The organism is Acidovorax sp. Root402 (assembly GCF_001425125.1).
GTDB lineage: Bacteria > Pseudomonadota > Gammaproteobacteria > Burkholderiales > Burkholderiaceae_C > Acidovorax > Acidovorax delafieldii.
This window is the reverse complement of sequence record NZ_LMDQ01000018.1, coordinates 295908-313178: the sequence shown is the minus strand read 5'-3', so window position 1 is coordinate 313178 and position 17271 is coordinate 295908. Positions and strand designations below refer to the sequence as shown.

Below are 17271 nucleotides of genomic sequence, written 5' to 3'. Positions count from 1 at the left end.
TCCAGAATGCAAAGAACGATATGTATTTTGTCTAAAAAACGATTGGATTGATATCAAAACCTTCCATAGACTTCGCCGCAACTGCAACAAAGGCCTCTCTCCATGAAGCTCGGCGACCTCCAGCTCAGCCCCCGGCACCTGATCAACGGCCGGTGGGAAATCGGCACCACCACCGGCATCAGCACCAACCCGTCGGACACCCGCGAGGTGGTGGCCGAATACGCCCGCGCCGACCGCAACCAGACCGAGCTGGCTGTGCGCGCTGCGGCCGACGCCCTGCCCACCTGGAGCCAGAGCACGCCCCAACGCCGCGCCGACGTGCTGGACATGATCGGCAGCGAGCTGCTGGCACGCAAGGACGAGCTGGGCGCACTGCTGGCCCGTGAAGAAGGCAAGACGCTGCCCGAAGGCATCGCCGAAGTGGCGCGCAGCGGGCAGATCTTCAAGTTTTTTGCGGGCGAGGCGCTGCGCATTCAGGGCGAGCTGCTGGCCTCCGTGCGCCAGGGCGTGCAGGTGGACGTGACCCGCGAGCCCGTGGGCGTGGTGGGCATCATCGCGCCGTGGAACTTCCCGTTCGCCATCCCGGCCTGGAAGATCGCCCCGGCCCTGGCCTACGGCAACACCGTGGTGTTCAAGCCCGCCGAGCTGGTGCCCGCCTGTGGCTGGGCGCTGGCCGAAATCATCAGCCGCAGCGGCCTGCCCGCCGGTGCCTTCAACCTCGTCATGGGCAGCGGCCGCGAGGTGGGCCAGACGCTGGTGGACCACCCGCTGGTCAACGCGCTGAGCTTCACCGGATCAATCGCCACGGGCGACCGCATCCTGCGCGCGGCCTCAGCACGGCGCGCCAAGGTGCAGCTGGAGATGGGCGGCAAGAACCCGCTCATCGTGCTGGCCGACGCCGACCTGGACCAGGCGGTGGACTGCGCGCTGCAGGGCTCGTATTTCTCCACCGGTCAACGCTGCACCGCATCGAGCCGCCTCATCGTGGAGGCCGAGGTGCACGACGCCTTTGTGGCGCGCCTGCGCAACCGGCTGGCCAGCCTGAAGGTGGGCCACGCGCTGGAGCGCGGCACCGAGATGGGCCCGGTGGTGGATGACAACCAGCTGGCACAAAACCTGGACTACATCGACATTGCGAAGAGCGAGGGAGCGGAGCATGTCTGGGGTGGCGAGCGCCTGGAGCGCCCCACCCCAGGCCATTACATGAGCCCAGCCCTCTTCCTGGCCCGCCCCGAGCACCGCGTGGCGCGCGAGGAAATCTTTGGCCCCGTGGCCTGCGTGCTGCGGGCCGACGACTACGAGCACGCACTGGCCTTGGCCAACGACACGCCCTTTGGCCTGTGTGCGGGCATCTGCACCACGTCGCTCAAGCGCGCCATGCACTTCAAGCGCCACGCTGCCGTGGGCATGACCATGGTGAACCTGCCCACGGCGGGCGTGGACTTCCATGTGCCGTTTGGCGGCCGCAAGGAATCGAGCTACGGCGCCCGCGAGCAGGGGCGCTACGCCGCCGAGTTCTACACCACCGTCAAGACCGGCTACATGTTGGCTTGAGCCCTGCCCTTTTCGAGCGTTCCTTCTTTCCATCCCGCAACCATCGTCAACCAACCATTACAGACAGGAGACAAGATGATGAAAATGAACCGCCGCACCGTTGCTGCCGCCTTGGCCAGCGTGCCCGTGGCCGCCTTGCTGCCCGGCGCCGCCTGGGCGCAAAAGCCCCTCGTGCTGGGCTTCAGCCAGGTGGGGGCCGAGAGCGAATGGCGCACCGCCAACACCGAGTCCATCAAGTCGGCCGCCAAGGAGGCAGGCATCGAGCTGAAGTTCTCGGACGCGCAGCAAAAGCAGGAGAACCAGATCAAGGCCATCCGATCGTTCATCGCGCAGAAGGTGGACGTGATTGCGTTCTCGCCCGTGGTGGAGTCGGGCTGGGAACCCGTGCTGCGCGAGGCCAAGGCCGCCAAGATTCCCGTGGTGCTGACCGACCGCGCAGTGAACACCAAGGACACGTCGCTATACGTGACCTTCATGGGCTCGGACTTTGTGGAAGAAGGCCGCAAGGCCGGCCGCTGGCTGGTGGAGAAGATGAAGGACCAGAAGGGCGAGGTCAACATCGTCGAGCTGCAAGGCACAGTGGGCTCCGCCCCCGCCATCGACCGCAAGAAGGGCTTTGAAGAAGTCATCAAGGCCGACTCCAAGTTCAAGATCATCCGCAGCCAGACCGGCGACTTCACCCGTGCCAAGGGCAAGGAAGTGATGGAAGCCTTCCTGAAGGCCGAGGGCAAGAAGATCAATGTGCTGTACGCGCACAACGACGACATGGCGATTGGCGCCATCCAGGCCATCGAAGAGGCCGGCATGAAGCCTGCCAAGGACATCGTGATCATCTCCATCGACGCCGTGAAGGGCGCCTTCGAAGCCATGATCGCCGGCAAGCTCAACGTGAGCGTGGAATGCAGCCCCCTGCTGGGCCCGCAGCTGATGAGCGCTGTGAAGGACATCAAGGCAGGCAAGGCGGTACCCAAGCGCATCGTGACGGAAGAAGGCATCTTCCCGATGGAAGTGGCGGCGAAGGAAATGCCGAACAGGAAGTATTAACCCCCTGAGGCGCTGCGCGCCTTCCCCCTTTCTCTCGCATCGCTGCGCGATGCGGGAAGGGGGACGCCACCGGCCCGGCGGGACGGCCCTTGGGCGGTGGCTCTGGCACTGGGCCGCGACAGTTTCGTAAGGCCGTGACGCATCCAAGCGGCAATCAAATCAAAACAACATCAGGAGACAGACTCAAATGAAGCGTGCAATTTTCAAGGCCGTGTTGGCCACCGTGGCACTGGCTGCCATTGGCGCCACGTCCGTGGCATCGGCCCAGGACAAGGGCACCATCGGCATCTCGATGCCCACCAAGTCCTCGGCGCGCTGGATTGCCGATGGCGACAACATGGTCAAGGTGCTCAAGGACCGGGGCTACAAGACCGACCTGCAGTACGCCGAAGACGACATCCCCAACCAGCTCGCGCAGATCGAGAACATGATCACCAAGGGTGCCAAGGTGCTGGTGATCGCGTCGATTGACGGCACCACGCTGTCCAAGGCGCTGCAAAACGCGGCCGACAAGGGCGTGAAGGTCATTGCGTACGACCGTCTCATCAAGGGCTCGAAGAACGTGGACTACTACGCCACGTTCGACAACTTCCAGGTGGGTGTGCTGCAGGCCACCTCCATCGTGGACAAGCTGGGCCTCAAGCAAGGCAAGGGCCCGTTCAACATTGAACTGTTCGGCGGCTCGCCGGACGACAACAACGCCTTCTTCTTCTACGACGGCGCCATGAGCGTGCTGCAGCCCTACATCGACAGCGGCAAGCTGGTGGTGCGCAGCAAGCAGACCGGCATGAACAAGGTGGGCACGCTGCGCTGGGATGGCTCGGTGGCCCAGGCGCGCATGGACAACCTGCTGTCGGCCTACTACGGCAAGGACAAGGTGCATGCGGTGCTGTCGCCCTATGACGGCATCTCCATCGGCATCCTGTCCTCCCTCAAGGGCGTGGGCTACTGCACCGCCCAGCAGCCCTGCCCTGTGGTCAGCGGCCAGGACGCTGAGGTGCCTTCCATCAAGTCCATCCTCAAGGGTGAGCAGTCTTCCACCGTGTTCAAGGACACCCGCGAGCTGGCCAAGGTGGCCGCCAACATGGTGGACGCCGTACTGACGGGCAAGCAGCCCGAGATCAACGACACCAAGACCTACAACAACGGCGTGAAGGTGGTGCCCTCGTACCTACTCAAGCCCGTGTCGGTGGACGTATCCAACTGGAACACGGTGCTGGTGGGCAGTGGGTACTACAAAGAGTCCCAAATCAAGTGAGCACGAGCGGCTTCTGCATGTAGAGCCGCCGCCTGCGAATGCCTCTGGGGCAGCGCAGGCGGCCTGCAACCGGGATGGGGCCAGAGGCCCCACCAACAGACTGAGAGACCATGCTTCTTGAAATGCGGAACATCCGCAAAACCTTCCCCGGCGTGGTGGCGCTGAACCAGGTCAACCTGCAGGTGCAGGCCGGGGAGATCCATGCCATCGTCGGCGAAAACGGAGCGGGCAAATCCACGCTGATGAAGGTGCTGTCGGGTGTGTACCCACACGGCAGCTACAGCGGCCAGATCCTGTTCGACGGGCAGGAGCGCGAATTTGCGGGCATCCGCGACAGCGAGCACCTGGGCATCATCATCATTCACCAGGAGCTGGCGCTGGTGCCGCTGCTGTCGATTGCCGAGAACATCTTCCTTGGCAACGAAACCGCGCGGCACGGCGTCATCGACTGGATGGCCGCACACAGCCGCGCACAGGCGCTGCTGCACAAGGTGGGCCTGCGCGAGTCGCCTGACACACCGGTGGGCCAGCTGGGTGTGGGCAAGCAGCAGCTGGTGGAAATTGCCAAGGCGCTGTCGCGCAAGGTGCGCCTGCTGATCCTGGACGAGCCCACAGCCAGCCTGAACGAGAACGACAGCCAGGCCCTGCTGGACCTGCTGCTGGAGCTGAAAGCCCAGGGCATTACCTGCATCCTGATCTCGCACAAGCTCAACGAAATCTCGCGCGTGGCCGATGCCATCACCGTGCTGCGCGATGGCAGCACCGTGCAGATGCTGGACTGCCGCGAGGGCCCGGTGAGCGAAGACCGCGTGATCCAGGCCATGGTGGGCCGCGAGATGAGCGACCGCTACCCCCAGCGCCAGCCGCAAGTGGGTGACATTGTTTTTGAGGTGCGCAACTGGCGCGCCCACCACCCGCAGCGCAGCGACCGCGAGCACCTCAAGGGCATCGACCTGAATGTGCGGCGCGGCGAGATTGTGGGCATTGCGGGCCTGATGGGCGCAGGCCGCACCGAGCTGGCCATGAGCATCTTCGGCCGCTCGTGGGGCCAGCGCATTAGCGGCGAAGTGCGGCTGCACGGCCAGCCCATCGACGTGAGCACGGTGGAAAAGGCCGTACGCCACGGCCTGGCCTATGTGACCGAAGACCGCAAGGGCAATGGCCTGGTGCTGAACGAAGACATCCAGTTCAACACCTCGCTGGCCAACCTGCCGGGCGTGTCGTTCGCCAGCGTGATCGACAGCGGCCAGGAACACCGCGTGGCACAGGACTACCGCGAGAAGCTGCGCATCCGCTGCTCGGGCGTGGACCAGAAGACGCTGAACCTCTCGGGCGGCAACCAGCAAAAAGTGGTGCTGAGCAAATGGCTGTTCACCAGCCCCGAAGTGCTCATCCTCGACGAGCCCACGCGCGGCATCGACGTGGGCGCCAAGTACGAGATCTACACCCTCATCGCCCAGCTGGCGGCCGAGGGCAAATGCGTGATCGTGATCTCCTCCGAAATGCCCGAGCTGCTGGGCATCACGGACCGCATCTATGTGATGAACGAAGGCCGCTTTGTGGCCGAGATGCCAACTTCAGACGCCTCGCAAGAAAAGATCATGCGAGCGATTGTGAAAGCCAGTTGATATGAGCCAGACCACCCATCCCCCCGCCAGCACGCTGGCCGACGGCAGCACGACAGCAGCGGCGCGGCACGACAAATCGCTGTTGCAGCACCTGCAGCACAACCTGCGCGAATACGGCATGTTGATCACGCTGGTGGCCATCATGGGCTTCTTCCAGTACATGACCGAGGGCACGCTGATGCAGCCCTTGAACCTGACCAATCTGGTGCTGCAGAACAGCTACATCGTCATCATGGCGCTGGGCATGCTGCTGGTCATCGTGGCCGGGCACATCGACCTGTCGGTGGGCTCGGTGTGTGGCTTCATCGGCGCACTGGCTGCGGTGCTGATGGTCGAATACAACTGGCACTTTGTGCCCGCCACGCTGGTGTGCCTGCTCTGCGGCGGACTCATTGGCGCCATTCAAGGCAGCTTTGTGGCGTTCTCGCGCATTCCGTCGTTCATCGTCACGCTGGCGGGCATGCTGGTGTTCAAGGGACTGGCGCTGGCGCTGCTGGCGGGGCAGTCGGTGGGGCCGTTCCCCTCGACATTCCAGATGCTCAGCTCTGGTTTTATCCCCGACCTGTTCAGCGTGGAAGGCCTGCGCCTGACCTCACTGCTGCTGGGCGCGGCCGTAGCCGCAGCCCTGGCCGTGGGTGGCCTGCGCCAGCGCGCCAACCGCCTGCGCCATGGCGTGCAGACGGAGCCTGCGGGTCTGTTCATCGCCCGCACCGTGGTGTTTGGTGGGCTGCTGGTGTACTTCAGCTACCTGCTCGCCTCGTACAAGGGCCTGCCCAACGTGCTCATCGTGATGGCGCTGCTGATCGTGCTGTTCGACTTTGTCACCAGCCGCACCACCGTCGGCCGCCGCATCTATGCCATGGGCGGCAACGAGAAGGCGGCCAAGCTCTCGGGCATCAAGACCGAGCGGCTCACGCTGTATGCCTTCATCAACATGGGCGTGTTGGCGGCCCTGGCCGGGCTGGTGTTTGCGGCGCGGCTCAACACCGCCACGCCCAAGGCGGGCCTGGGTTTTGAGCTGGACGTGATTGCAGCCTGCTTCATCGGCGGCGCATCGGCATCGGGCGGCGTGGGCAAGGTGATGGGCGCGGTCATCGGCGCCTTTGTGATGGGCGTGATGAACAACGGCATGTCCATCCTGGGCATCGGCATTGACTACCAGCAGGTCATCAAGGGTGTGGTGCTGCTGGCCGCCGTGCTGGTGGACGTTTACAACAAGAACAAAGCGTGATGCCCCCCATGGACGCGTCCACCGCTCACGCCCCCGCTGCCGCGCCGGTGCTGCAGCTTTCGGGCATCCACAAGCAGTTTGCGGGCATCACCGTGCTGCGCGATGTGCAGCTCAACCTCTACCCTGGCGAGATCCATGCGCTGATGGGACAGAACGGTGCGGGCAAGTCCACCCTGATCAAGGTGCTGACAGGCGTGCTGGAGGCCAGCGGCGGCCAGATGCGGCTGGGCGGAGCAGCGGTGTGGCCGGACTCGCCGCTGGCGGCGCAGCGCCTGGGCATCAGCACCGTGTACCAGGAGGTCAACCTCTGCCCCAACCTCTCGGTGGCCGAGAACATCTTTGCGGGCCGCTACCCGCGCTGCGGCATCGCGCAGGGCTTCCGCATCGACTGGGCCACGCTGCACCAGCGCGCCCGCGATCTGGTGGCGCGCATCGGTCTGCAGATCGACGTGACGCGCCTGCTGTCGGACTACCCGGTGGCCGTACAGCAGCTGGTGGCGATTGCGCGTGCACTCAGCATCGAATCGCGCGTGCTGATTCTGGACGAACCCACCTCCAGCCTGGACGACGACGAAGTGCAAAAGCTCTTTGAGGTGCTGCGGCGCCTGCGCAGCGAGGGCCTGTCCATCGTCTTTGTGACGCACTTTTTGAACCAGGTGTATGCCGTGTCCGACCGCATCACCGTGCTGCGCAACGGCAGCTGGGTGGGCGAGTGGCTGGCCAAAGACCTGGGGCCGCAGGCACTGATCGCGGCCATGCTGGGGCGCGACCTGGCCGCTGCATCGGAGCAACCCGCACCAGCGCCCGCCGTGGACAGCCGTCAAGCTACGCTGCTGCAAACCGAGGGCCTGGGGCAAGACACGCAACTGCAGCCGCTGGACCTGCAGATCCGTGCCGGCGAGGTAGTCGGCCTGGCGGGGCTGCTGGGCTCGGGCCGCACCGAGCTGGCGCGCCTGCTGTTCGGCCTGGAGCAGCCCGACCGGGGCGCACTGCGCATCGACGGGCAGGTGGCGAAGTTTGCCAACCCCATGGATGCGATCCGCCATGGCCTGGCCCTCTGCCCCGAAGAGCGCAAGACCGACGGCATCGTGGCCGAGCTGTCGGTGCGCGAGAACATTGCGCTGGCGCTGCAGGCCCGCATGGGCGTGGGCCAATTCCTCTCGCGCGCCGAGCAAACGGCGCTGGCCGAGCGCTATGTGAAGCTGCTGGGTATCAAGACCGAGACGGTGGACAAGCCCATCGGCCTGCTATCGGGTGGCAACCAGCAGAAGGCGATCCTCGCGCGCTGGATGGCCATCGAGCCGCGCCTGCTGATCCTGGACGAACCCACGCGCGGCATCGACGTGGCCGCCAAGCAGGAAATCATGGACCAGATCCTGCGCCTGGCCCAGGGCGGCATGGCCGTGCTGTTCATCTCTTCCGAAATGAGCGAGGTGGTGCGCGTGGCGCACCGCATCGTGGTGCTCCGCGACCGCCACAAGGTGGGTGAGCTGCCTGCGGGCAGCAGCGAAGACGCCGTTTACGACCTGATTGCTGCCGAACATGCTTGAACGTTCCCCTTCCCTTTTGGTGGTGCTGCTGCGCCACCGCCTGGCCTGGCCCCTGATCACGCTGGCACTGCTGCTCATCGTGAACACGGTGTTCAACAGCAGCTTCCTACACATCGAATGGCGCGACGGCCACCTGTACGGCAGCCTCATCGACATCCTGAACCGCGCCGCACCGCTGGTGCTGGTGTCGCTGGGCATGACGCTGGTGATTGCGACGCGCGGCATCGATATTTCGGTGGGCGCGACGGTGGCCATTGCAGCGGCCGTGGCCGCGTGGCTGATTGGCGGCTCGGTGTCGGGCACCGAGAGCCGGTTTCCACTGCCCGTCGCCATCCTGGGCGCCATCGGCGTGGCACTGCTGTGCGGATTGTGGAATGGCGTACTGGTGGCCAAGGTGGGCATGCAGCCCATCATTGCCACACTGATCCTCATGGTGGCGGGCCGGGGCATTGCCCAGCTCATCACCGACGGGCAGATCATCACCATCTACTACACGCCCTACTTCTTCATGGGCGGTGGGTACCTGGCAGGGCTGCCGTTCTCTGTGTTCGTAGTGGCCGCAGTCTTCGTGGTGCTGTACCTCGCCATCACGCGCACGGCGCTGGGCCTGTTCATCCAGGCAGTGGGCATCAACCCCACGGCGGCGCGGGTGGCGGGTGTGCAGGCGGGGAGGCTTATCGTGGCGGCCTATGTGTTCTGCGGCGTGTGCGCGGGCATTGCGGGGCTGCTGATCAGCTCCAACGTGAAGAGCGCGGATGGCAACAACGCTGGGCAGCTGCTGGAGCTGGACGCCATTCTGGCCGTCACGCTGGGTGGCACCGCCCTCACCGGAGGCCGCTTCAGCCTGGTGGGCAGCGTGATTGGCGCACTCATCATCCAGACGCTGACCTACGCCATCTACTCCCTGGGCGTGCCGCCCGAGATCAACCTGGTGGTGAAGGCCGTGGTGGTGTTCATCGTGATGCTGCTGCAGTCGCCCGAGTTCCGGGTGCAAGTGGGCGCCCTGGCACGCCGCCCCGGCGCGGGAGCTTTGCCATGAGCGCCGTACCCAAAACCGCAGGCTTCGGCACCGTGAGCTCTCCTGTCCCACAGGCCGCCGCTGCGCACGCGCGGTTCAACCCCAAGTACCTGCCGCTGGCCGCCACCATTTCGCTGTTCGTGGCCATGGCCACGCTGGGCTCGGTGCTGTACACCGGGTTCTTTTCGGCTCAGGTGTTCCTCAACCTGCTGATCGACAACGCCTTCCTCATCATCGTGGCGGTGGGCATGACGTTCGTGATCCTGTCGGGCGGGATCGACCTCTCGGTGGGATCGGTGGTGGCGCTGACCACCATGGTGCTGGCCGCGCTGGTGGAACACCGGGGTTGGAACCCGATAGTCGCCATCCCGCTGGTGCTGCTGATGGGCACGGCATTTGGCGCGTTCATGGGTTTCCTCATCGAGCGCTTTCGGCTGCAGCCCTTCATCGTCACGCTGGCCGGCATGTTCCTGGCGCGGGGGCTGTGCTACCTCATCAGCATCGATTCCATCAGCATCACACACGAAGGCTATTCAGAGCTGGCCCAGTGGCGCCTGCCTTTGTGGGAAGGCGCATCGCTCTCGCTGGGCGCACTCATCGCCATTGCCGTGCTACTGGTGGCCCTGTTTGTGGCGCACTGCACGCCGTTTGGCCGCAGCGTGTATGCGGTGGGCGGCAGCGAGCACTCGGCCGTGCTCATGGGCCTGCCGGTGCGCCGCACGCTCATTGGCGTCTACACGCTCTCGGGTTTTTGCTCGGCGCTGGCGGGCGTGGTGTTCACGTTCTACATGCTGTCGGGCTACGGCCTGCATGCCGTGGGCATGGAACTGGACGCAATTGCTGCCGTGGTCATTGGCGGAACGCTACTGACGGGTGGCGTGGGCTATGTGGCGGGCACGCTGTTTGGCGTGCTCATGCTCGGAATCATCCAGACCCTGATTTCCTTCGACGGCACGCTCAGCTCCTGGTGGACACGCATCGTCGTTGGTGTGCTGCTGTTCGCTTTCTGTCTGCTGCAGCGGCTGCTTTCGCGCCGGTCGGGCAAGGCCCGTTGACTCTTCATTTCTCCTCTTTCTCTCGCACCCCACCATGACCACCCCCAAGCGCAAACTCCGCTCCGCCGAATGGTTCGGCACGGCCGACAAGAACGGCTTCATGTACCGCAGCTGGATGAAGAACCAGGGCATCCCCGACCACGCGTTCGACGGCCGCCCCGTGATCGGCATCTGCAACACCTGGTCCGAGCTGACCCCGTGCAACGCCCACTTTCGCAAGATTGCCGAGCATGTGAAACGCGGCATTTACGAGGCGGGTGGCTTCCCGGTGGAGTTCCCGGTGTTCTCCAACGGCGAATCCAACCTGCGCCCCACGGCCATGCTCACGCGCAACCTGGCCAGCATGGATGTGGAAGAAGCCATTCGCGGCAACCCTATCGACGCCGTGGTGCTGCTGGTGGGCTGCGACAAGACCACACCGGCCCTGCTGATGGGTGCGGCCAGCTGCGATGTGCCAGCCATCGTGGTCACGGGCGGGCCCATGCTCAACGGCAAGCTCGACGGCAGGGACATCGGCTCGGGCACCGCCGTGTGGCGCCTGCACGAGTCGCTGAAGGCGGGCGAGATCAACGAACACCAGTTCTTTGCGGCTGAGGCAGGCATGTCACGCTCGGCGGGCACCTGCAACACCATGGGCACGGCCAGCACCATGGCCTGCATGGCCGAGTCGCTGGGCACTTCGCTGCCACACAACGCAGCCATCCCGGCCGTGGATTCGCGTCGCTATGTGCTGGCCCACATGTCGGGCAAACGGATCGTGGAAATGGCACACGAAGGGCTAACGCTCTCCAAAATCCTCACGCGCGAAGCCTTCGAGAACGCGATCCGCACCAATGCGGCCATCGGCGGATCGACCAATGCGGTGATCCACCTCAAGGCCATCGCGGGCCGCATCGGCGTGCAGCTGGACCTGGAGGACTGGACGCGCATTGGCCGTGGCACGCCCACGCTGGTGGACCTGCAGCCCTCGGGCCGCTTCCTGATGGAAGAGTTCTACTACGCGGGCGGCCTGCCTGCCGTGCTGCGCCGCCTGGGCGAGAACGGCCTGCTGCCCCACCCCAACGCCCTCACCGTCAACGGCAAGAGCCTGTGGGACAACGTGCGCGAAGCGCCCCAATACAACGACGAGGTGATCCGCCCGATCAACAACCCGCTGATTGCCGACGGTGGTATCTGCATCCTGCGCGGCAACCTGGCGCCGCGTGGCGCGGTGCTCAAGCCCTCCGCCGCCTCGCCCGAACTGCTCAAGCACCGGGGCCGCGCCGTGGTGTTCGAGAACCTGGAGCACTACAAGGAGCGCATCGTCGATGAAAACCTGGGCATCGACGCGAGCTGCGTGATGGTGCTCAAGAACTGCGGCCCCAAGGGCTACCCCGGCATGGCCGAGGTGGGCAACATGGGCCTGCCGCCCAAGCTGCTGCGCCAGGGCGTGAAGGACATGGTGCGCATCTCCGACGCCCGCATGAGCGGCACCGCCTACGGCACCGTGGTGCTGCATGTGGCGCCCGAGGCGGCAGCCGGTGGCCCGCTGGCTGCTGTGCGCGATGGCGACTTCATTGAGTTGGACTGCGAGAACGGCCGCCTGCACCTGGACATCAGCGACGAGGAACTGGCCGCACGCCTGGCCGCATTGGCTGGCACGGACAACGGCGGACGCGGCGGCTACCAGCGGCTGTATGTGGACCACGTACTGCAGGCGGACGATGGTTGCGACTTTGACTTCTTGGTCGGCTGCCGGGGGGCTGCTGTGCCCCGCCACTCGCATTGATGTGCCCCACTGAGGCGCTCGTCGCAGTCAAGCGCTACAGATTCAATAGCTACCAGCGCTTATTCAACTAGCGCTATAGGCATATTTCACTCAAATTCTTACCCGCGCCCGCCATGCCAGCCACCCATTCCCTCCAGAACCCTCGCTACCGCGGCATCTTCCCCGTGGTGCCCACTACGTTCCATGAAGACGGCCGCCTCGACCTCGACAGCCAGAAGCGCTGCCTCGACTTCATGATCGACGCCGGTGTGGATGGCGTCTGCATCCTGGCCAACTTCTCCGAGCAGTTCTCGCTGTCCGATGCCGAGCGCGAAGTCCTCACCCGCACATCGCTGGAGCACGTGGCGGGCCGCGTGCCGGTCATCGTCACCACCACCCACTACGGCACCCGCGTGTGCGCCGAGCGCAGCCGCGCCGCGCAGGACATGGGCGCGGCCATGGTGATGGTCATGCCGCCGTATCACGGTGCCACCTTCCGCGTGCCCGAGGCGCAGATCTACGAGTTCTATGCCCGTGTGTCCGACGCGATCCGCATTCCGATCATGGTGCAGGACGCACCCGCCAGCGGCACCGTGCTGTCCGCCCCCTTTCTCGCGCGCATGGCGCAGGAGATTGAAAACCTGGCCTACTTCAAGATCGAAGTGCCCGGCGCCGCCAGCAAGCTGCGCGAGCTGATCCGCCTGGGTGGAGACGCCATCGAAGGCCCGTGGGACGGCGAAGAGGCCATCACCCTGCTGGCCGACCTGGATGCGGGCGCCACGGGTGCGATGACGGGCGGCGCTTTCCCCGACGGCATTCGCCCCATCATCGAGGCGCACCGCCAGGGTGACATGGACCAGGCGTTTGCGCTCTACCAGCGCTGGTTGCCCCTCATCAACCACGAAAACCGCCAGGGCGGCATCCTCACGGCCAAGGCACTGATGAAGGAAGGCGGCGTGATCGCCTGCGAGTCGGGCCGCCACCCCTTCCCGACCATGCACCCTGAGGTGCGACGCGGCCTGATCGGCATCGCACGGCGGCTGGACCCGCTGGTGCTGCGCTGGGCACGCTAAACGGAGCACCCATGGCGCCTGTGCGTTATCTGGTGCCCGCTGAAGCGGGCCTCATCGCCTTGGACTGGGGCACCTCCGCGCTGCGCGCGTTCCGCATGGATGCGACCGGCACCGTGCAGGAGACCCGCCACCGCCCCTGGGGCATCATGAATCTGCCCCCAGCCGCCACCGGCGTGAACGACCCCGAGCCCGGCGCCGCGTTTGAACGCGCACTGCAAGACACCTGCGGCGACTGGCTGGCCGCCACACCCGGCCTGCCCCTGCTGGCCTGCGGCATGGTGGGCAGCGCCCAGGGCTGGCGCGAGGCCAAGTACCTGCCGACGCCCACCTCGCTCGATGCATTGGCGCGGGGCCTGGCGCTGGTGGCGCGGCGCGACGGCCCGCCGCTGCACATCGTGCCGGGCCTGTTGCAGCAGGGCGCGCTGCCCAACGTGATGCGCGGCGAAGAAACCCAGGTGCTGGGGGTGCTGGCAGGCCTTGCACTGCCTGCGGATGCGCCCGTGCTCATCGGCCTGCCCGGCACCCACAGCAAATGGGTGCTGGCACGCCGGGGCCGCATCGAGCAGTTCTACACCTTCATGACCGGCGAGGTGTTTGCCGCACTGCGCAGCCACACCATTCTGGGCAAGACCATGCAGGCTGCAGTTACACCCGACGACGATGCCTTTGCGCGCGGTCTGGAAGTGGCGCGGGGCAGCGACGCCACACTGGGTCTGCTCTCGCACATCTTCAGCACACGCACGCTGGGCTTGACAGGAACATTGGCGCCCACAGCCCAAGCGGATTACCTCTCGGGCCTGCTGATCGGGCACGAGGTGGCGAGCCTTGCACGCGCACAGGATCAAACCGCACCAACACCGCAAGCGCTGGTGCTGTGCGGCGAGCCCGACCTGTGCCGCCGCTACGCCATCGCGCTGCAGACCTGTGGCTTTGCCGCCCCCACCATCGCCACGCAAGCCACGGCCACCGGGCTGTGGCAGATCGCGCTGGCGGCAGGGCTGGTCGTTGCGCCCGCACCTTCCCCCTCACACCCCTTCACCGCCGGGAGCCTGGCTGCATGAACCCCATCGACAAAGCCCTGTTCCACATCCTGCAGCGCTGCGGGCTCATCGCCATCCTGCGCGGCGTGCAGCCGCACGAGGTGGTGGCCATCGGCCACGCGCTGTACGACGCAGGGTTTCGCATCATCGAAGTGCCGCTCAACTCGCCCGATCCGCTGGCCAGCATCCGCGCACTGCGCGATGCACTGCCCGCCGACTGCCTGGTGGGCGCGGGCACCGTGCTCTCCATCGATGCCGTGGCCGACGTGGCCGCAGCCGGTGGGCAGATCATCGTCATGCCCCACAGCGACCCCGATGTAATCCGCGCTGCCCGCGCCGCTGGCATGGCCTGCGCGCCCGGCGTGGCCACGCTGACCGAAGCCTACGCCGCGCTGGCAGCGGGCGCCAACATGCTCAAGCTGTTCCCGGCCGAGGCGCTGCCGCCCCATGTGCTCAAGGCCTGGCGCGCTGTCATCACGCCGCCCATGGCGCTGGTACCCGTGGGCGGCATCGTGCCCGAGAGCATTGCCCCTTATGCGGCAGCAGGCGCCAGCGGCTTTGGCCTGGGCTCGGCCCTGTACCGGCCCGGCGACCAGGCTCCCGAAGTCGCGCACAAAGCCGCAGCGTTTGCGCGGGCGTGGCAGGCTTCCTTTGGCACAGCGCCCGCCACGGCCTGAACCGCCCCCTACTCGCTCCAGACAACCCAGCATTTCTGAACCGACTGCCCAGCCCCCATGAAGATCACCCGACTCACCACATTCATCGTCCCGCCACGCTGGTGCTTCCTCAAAATCGAAACCGACGAAGGGATCACCGGCTGGGGCGAGCCCGTGCTGGAAGGCCGCGTGCACACCGTGGCCGCTGCGGTCGATGAACTGGCCGACTACCTCGTTGGCAAAGACCCGCGCCACATCGAAGACCATTGGACCGTGCTGTACCGGGGCGGCTTTTACCGGGGCGGCGGCGTGCACATGAGCGCGCTGGCCGGCATCGACCAGGCCCTGTGGGACATCAAGGGCAAGGCGCTGGGCGTGCCCGTGTGCGAGCTGCTGGGCGGCAATGTCCGCAGCCACATCAAGGTCTACAGCTGGATTGGCGGAGACCGCCCCAGCGAGACGGCCGCCGCTGCCCAGGCCGCCGTGGCGCGCGGCTTCACGGCCGTGAAGATGAACGGCACCGAAGAGGTGCAGTACGTGGACAGCTACGACAAGGTGGAGCGTTGCCTTCAAAACGTGGCCGCAGTGCGTGAGGCCGTGGGGCCGAATGTGGGGATTGGCGTAGACTTTCACGGCCGCGTGCACCGGCCCATGGCCAAGGTGCTGGTCAAGGAGCTGGAGCCCTACAAGCTCATGTTCATCGAAGAGCCTGTGCTGAGCGAACACGAAGAGGCGCTGAAGGAGATCGCCCGCATCTCATCCACCCCCATTGCCCTGGGCGAGCGTCTGTACTCGCGCTGGGACTTCAAGCGCGTGCTGCAAGGCGGCTATGCGGACATCATCCAGCCCGACCCCTCGCACGCAGGCGGCATCACCGAGACCCGCAAGATCGCCAGCATGGCCGAGGCCTACGACGTAGCCCTGGCCCTGCACTGCCCGCTGGGGCCCATTGCCTTGGCGGCCAACCTGCAGCTGGACGCCGTTTGCTACAACGCCTTCATCCAGGAGCAAAGCCTGGGTATCCACTACAACCAGGCCAACGACCTGATGGACTATGTGTCCAACCCCGAGGTGTTTGCATACCAGGATGGCATGGTGGCCATCCCCACCGGGCCGGGATTGGGCATTGAGGTGAACGAAGACTACGTGCGCGAGCGGGCGCAGGAGGGGCACCGGTGGAGGAACCCGGTGTGGCGGCACCGGGATGGGAGCTTTGCGGAGTGGTGAGGGGGTTGGGCGCCTTGTTATTGATGCGGCGCGGTTTACTCCAGAGTATCGATGGCGCTGTACCTCAGCTTGCCCAGGGCTTCGGCAGCCTCGACTCGAACGGGGCTCATGAATGGATTGCGCCAGATCAATAGGCTAGGAGCAGTCGCCCAGTTTCATCTTTCGAACGCTTGCTGGTACGGGGATGACTCTGTCAGCTCAGAGAAAGTCAGAGCGGTTTGGGCAAATCACAGGCTGCAAAAAACGCCACACGAGCTTCATCAAGCACCTCGACAAGCTCGTCTGCAACAAACTGTCTGCTTCCGATTTCAAGCAAACCTTCGCCTTGCAACACGTGTGCCAGCCGGTAAGCCCGCTCTAACAAGGCTGCAGCCTCAAGCAACTCCTTTTGTCCGCTCATACTGTGTCAGTGTGCCTGGATCAGATTGGCTGCACCCAATCCGAGGAACACCATAAAAAGTGCCTTCTGGAAGACGGGACCGACAAGGCGGCTACGTAGCAGCTCACCAAGCTTGAGCCCGCTAAATGCGCCGATCAATGCTCCACCGACTGCAATAGCAACAGACGACGAGATCAACCCCAAAGGGGCGGACATCTGCACTTTCACGGCGAGCGACAGAGTGGCCACGGTGAATGAAAGGCCCAGCGCTTGCACCATCTCGTCCTTGCCCAGCCGCAGCGTCTGCAAGTAGGGAACCCAGGGCAATACGAAGACGGCCGTGAGTGCCGTCACGAACCCAGTGGCCGCGCCTGTCGGCAGGCTGAGCCATTTGCTGGTGAGTGAAAGATCGGGCAGCTGAGGTCGCCACAAGCCCCAGATGCCATAGGCCATGAGAATCCCGCCCAGCCAGCCCTTGGTCGTTTGTGCGGAAACGGCGTCCCCCAGACCGGGCGCGCTCACAGTCACGATCGCGATTGCCAGCCAACCGGGCCACAGCCGGGATACCAGTGAGCGCAGGTGAGGGCCACGGCATTGCGCGATATTGGTTGCCAGCGAGGGCATGACCAACAGTGCGGCCGCTTGCACCGGGGGCATCCACAGCCCGAGCAAACTCACGGCTACTGTAGGCAGCCCCATGCCGGTGACGCCCTTCACACCACCGGCCAAAACGAAAACAACGACCACCATCAAGAGCTGCAATATGTCCATGCCCTATGGTGTCCGCATGGCCCAAGTGCTGTCCATCGGA

General features: G+C 65.2%; 15 protein-coding genes. 13 read left to right on the top strand and 2 right to left on the bottom strand.

The window, feature by feature from the left end:
• Positions 1–102 precede the first annotated feature (102 nt).
• From ASC83_RS21850 to dgoD, 13 genes are all read left to right on the top strand, one after another.
• Positions 103–1554, top strand: coding sequence for an aldehyde dehydrogenase family protein (locus ASC83_RS21850; protein WP_056067545.1), 1452 nt, complete (start codon positions 103–105; stop codon positions 1552–1554).
• A 78-nt stretch (positions 1555–1632) separates the two neighbouring features.
• The gene (locus ASC83_RS21845; RefSeq protein ID WP_056067811.1) at positions 1633–2598 is read left to right on the top strand and encodes an ABC transporter substrate-binding protein; all 966 of its coding nucleotides are present in this window, start codon (positions 1633–1635) and stop codon (positions 2596–2598) included.
• Between the two features lie 187 nt (positions 2599–2785).
• Positions 2786–3856 carry a multiple monosaccharide ABC transporter substrate-binding protein gene (chvE, locus tag ASC83_RS21840; protein WP_056067543.1) on the top strand — a complete coding sequence of 357 codons (1071 nt, stop codon included), beginning with the start codon at positions 2786–2788 and terminating at the stop codon, positions 3854–3856.
• Positions 3857–3966: 110 nt separating this feature from the next.
• Positions 3967–5484, top strand: coding sequence for a multiple monosaccharide ABC transporter ATP-binding protein (gene mmsA, locus ASC83_RS21835; protein WP_015013816.1), 1518 nt, complete (start codon positions 3967–3969; stop codon positions 5482–5484).
• Position 5485: 1 nt separating this feature from the next.
• The gene (gene mmsB, locus ASC83_RS21830; protein ID WP_056067541.1) at positions 5486–6715 is read left to right on the top strand and encodes a multiple monosaccharide ABC transporter permease; all 1230 of its coding nucleotides are present in this window, start codon (positions 5486–5488) and stop codon (positions 6713–6715) included.
• Complete coding sequence (locus ASC83_RS21825) at positions 6715–8265, top strand: sugar ABC transporter ATP-binding protein (RefSeq protein ID WP_200938995.1); 1551 nt, start codon at positions 6715–6717, stop codon at positions 8263–8265. The genes mmsB and ASC83_RS21825 overlap by 1 nt, the downstream gene beginning before the upstream one ends.
• The gene (locus ASC83_RS21820; protein ID WP_056067539.1) at positions 8258–9304 is read left to right on the top strand and encodes an ABC transporter permease; all 1047 of its coding nucleotides are present in this window, start codon (positions 8258–8260) and stop codon (positions 9302–9304) included. The genes ASC83_RS21825 and ASC83_RS21820 overlap by 8 nt, the downstream gene beginning before the upstream one ends.
• A complete protein-coding gene (gene yjfF, locus ASC83_RS21815; RefSeq protein WP_121943145.1) occupies positions 9301–10338 on the top strand; it encodes a galactofuranose ABC transporter, permease protein YjfF in 1038 nt (345 codons plus the stop codon). Before ASC83_RS21820 ends, yjfF begins: the two co-directional genes overlap by 4 nt.
• Before the next feature lie 34 nt (positions 10339–10372).
• Positions 10373–12106, top strand: a complete 1734-nt coding sequence (locus ASC83_RS21810; RefSeq protein WP_056067537.1) for an IlvD/Edd family dehydratase — start codon at positions 10373–10375, stop codon at positions 12104–12106.
• A 113-nt stretch (positions 12107–12219) separates the two neighbouring features.
• Positions 12220–13158 (top strand): dihydrodipicolinate synthase family protein, encoded by a 939-nt coding sequence (locus tag ASC83_RS21805; protein ID WP_056067535.1) that lies wholly within the window; start codon positions 12220–12222, stop codon positions 13156–13158.
• 11 nt (positions 13159–13169) lie between these two features.
• Positions 13170–14219 (top strand): 2-dehydro-3-deoxygalactonokinase, encoded by a 1050-nt coding sequence (locus tag ASC83_RS21800; RefSeq protein ID WP_056067533.1) that lies wholly within the window; start codon positions 13170–13172, stop codon positions 14217–14219.
• Positions 14216–14875, top strand: a complete 660-nt coding sequence (locus ASC83_RS21795) for a 2-dehydro-3-deoxy-6-phosphogalactonate aldolase (protein ID WP_056067530.1) — start codon at positions 14216–14218, stop codon at positions 14873–14875. The genes ASC83_RS21800 and ASC83_RS21795 overlap by 4 nt, the downstream gene beginning before the upstream one ends.
• 57 nt (positions 14876–14932) lie before the next feature.
• Positions 14933–16081 (top strand): galactonate dehydratase, encoded by a 1149-nt coding sequence (dgoD, locus tag ASC83_RS21790; protein WP_056067528.1) that lies wholly within the window; start codon positions 14933–14935, stop codon positions 16079–16081.
• 208 nt (positions 16082–16289) lie between these two features.
• Here dgoD and ASC83_RS21785 read toward each other — a convergent pair whose 3' ends face one another.
• A complete protein-coding gene (locus ASC83_RS21785; RefSeq protein WP_056067526.1) occupies positions 16290–16481 on the bottom strand; it encodes a hypothetical protein in 192 nt (63 codons plus the stop codon).
• A gap of 6 nt (positions 16482–16487) precedes the next feature.
• Positions 16488–17231, bottom strand: a complete 744-nt coding sequence (locus ASC83_RS21780) for a sulfite exporter TauE/SafE family protein (protein ID WP_056067525.1) — start codon at positions 17229–17231, stop codon at positions 16488–16490.
• Positions 17232–17271: the final 40 nt, after the last annotated feature.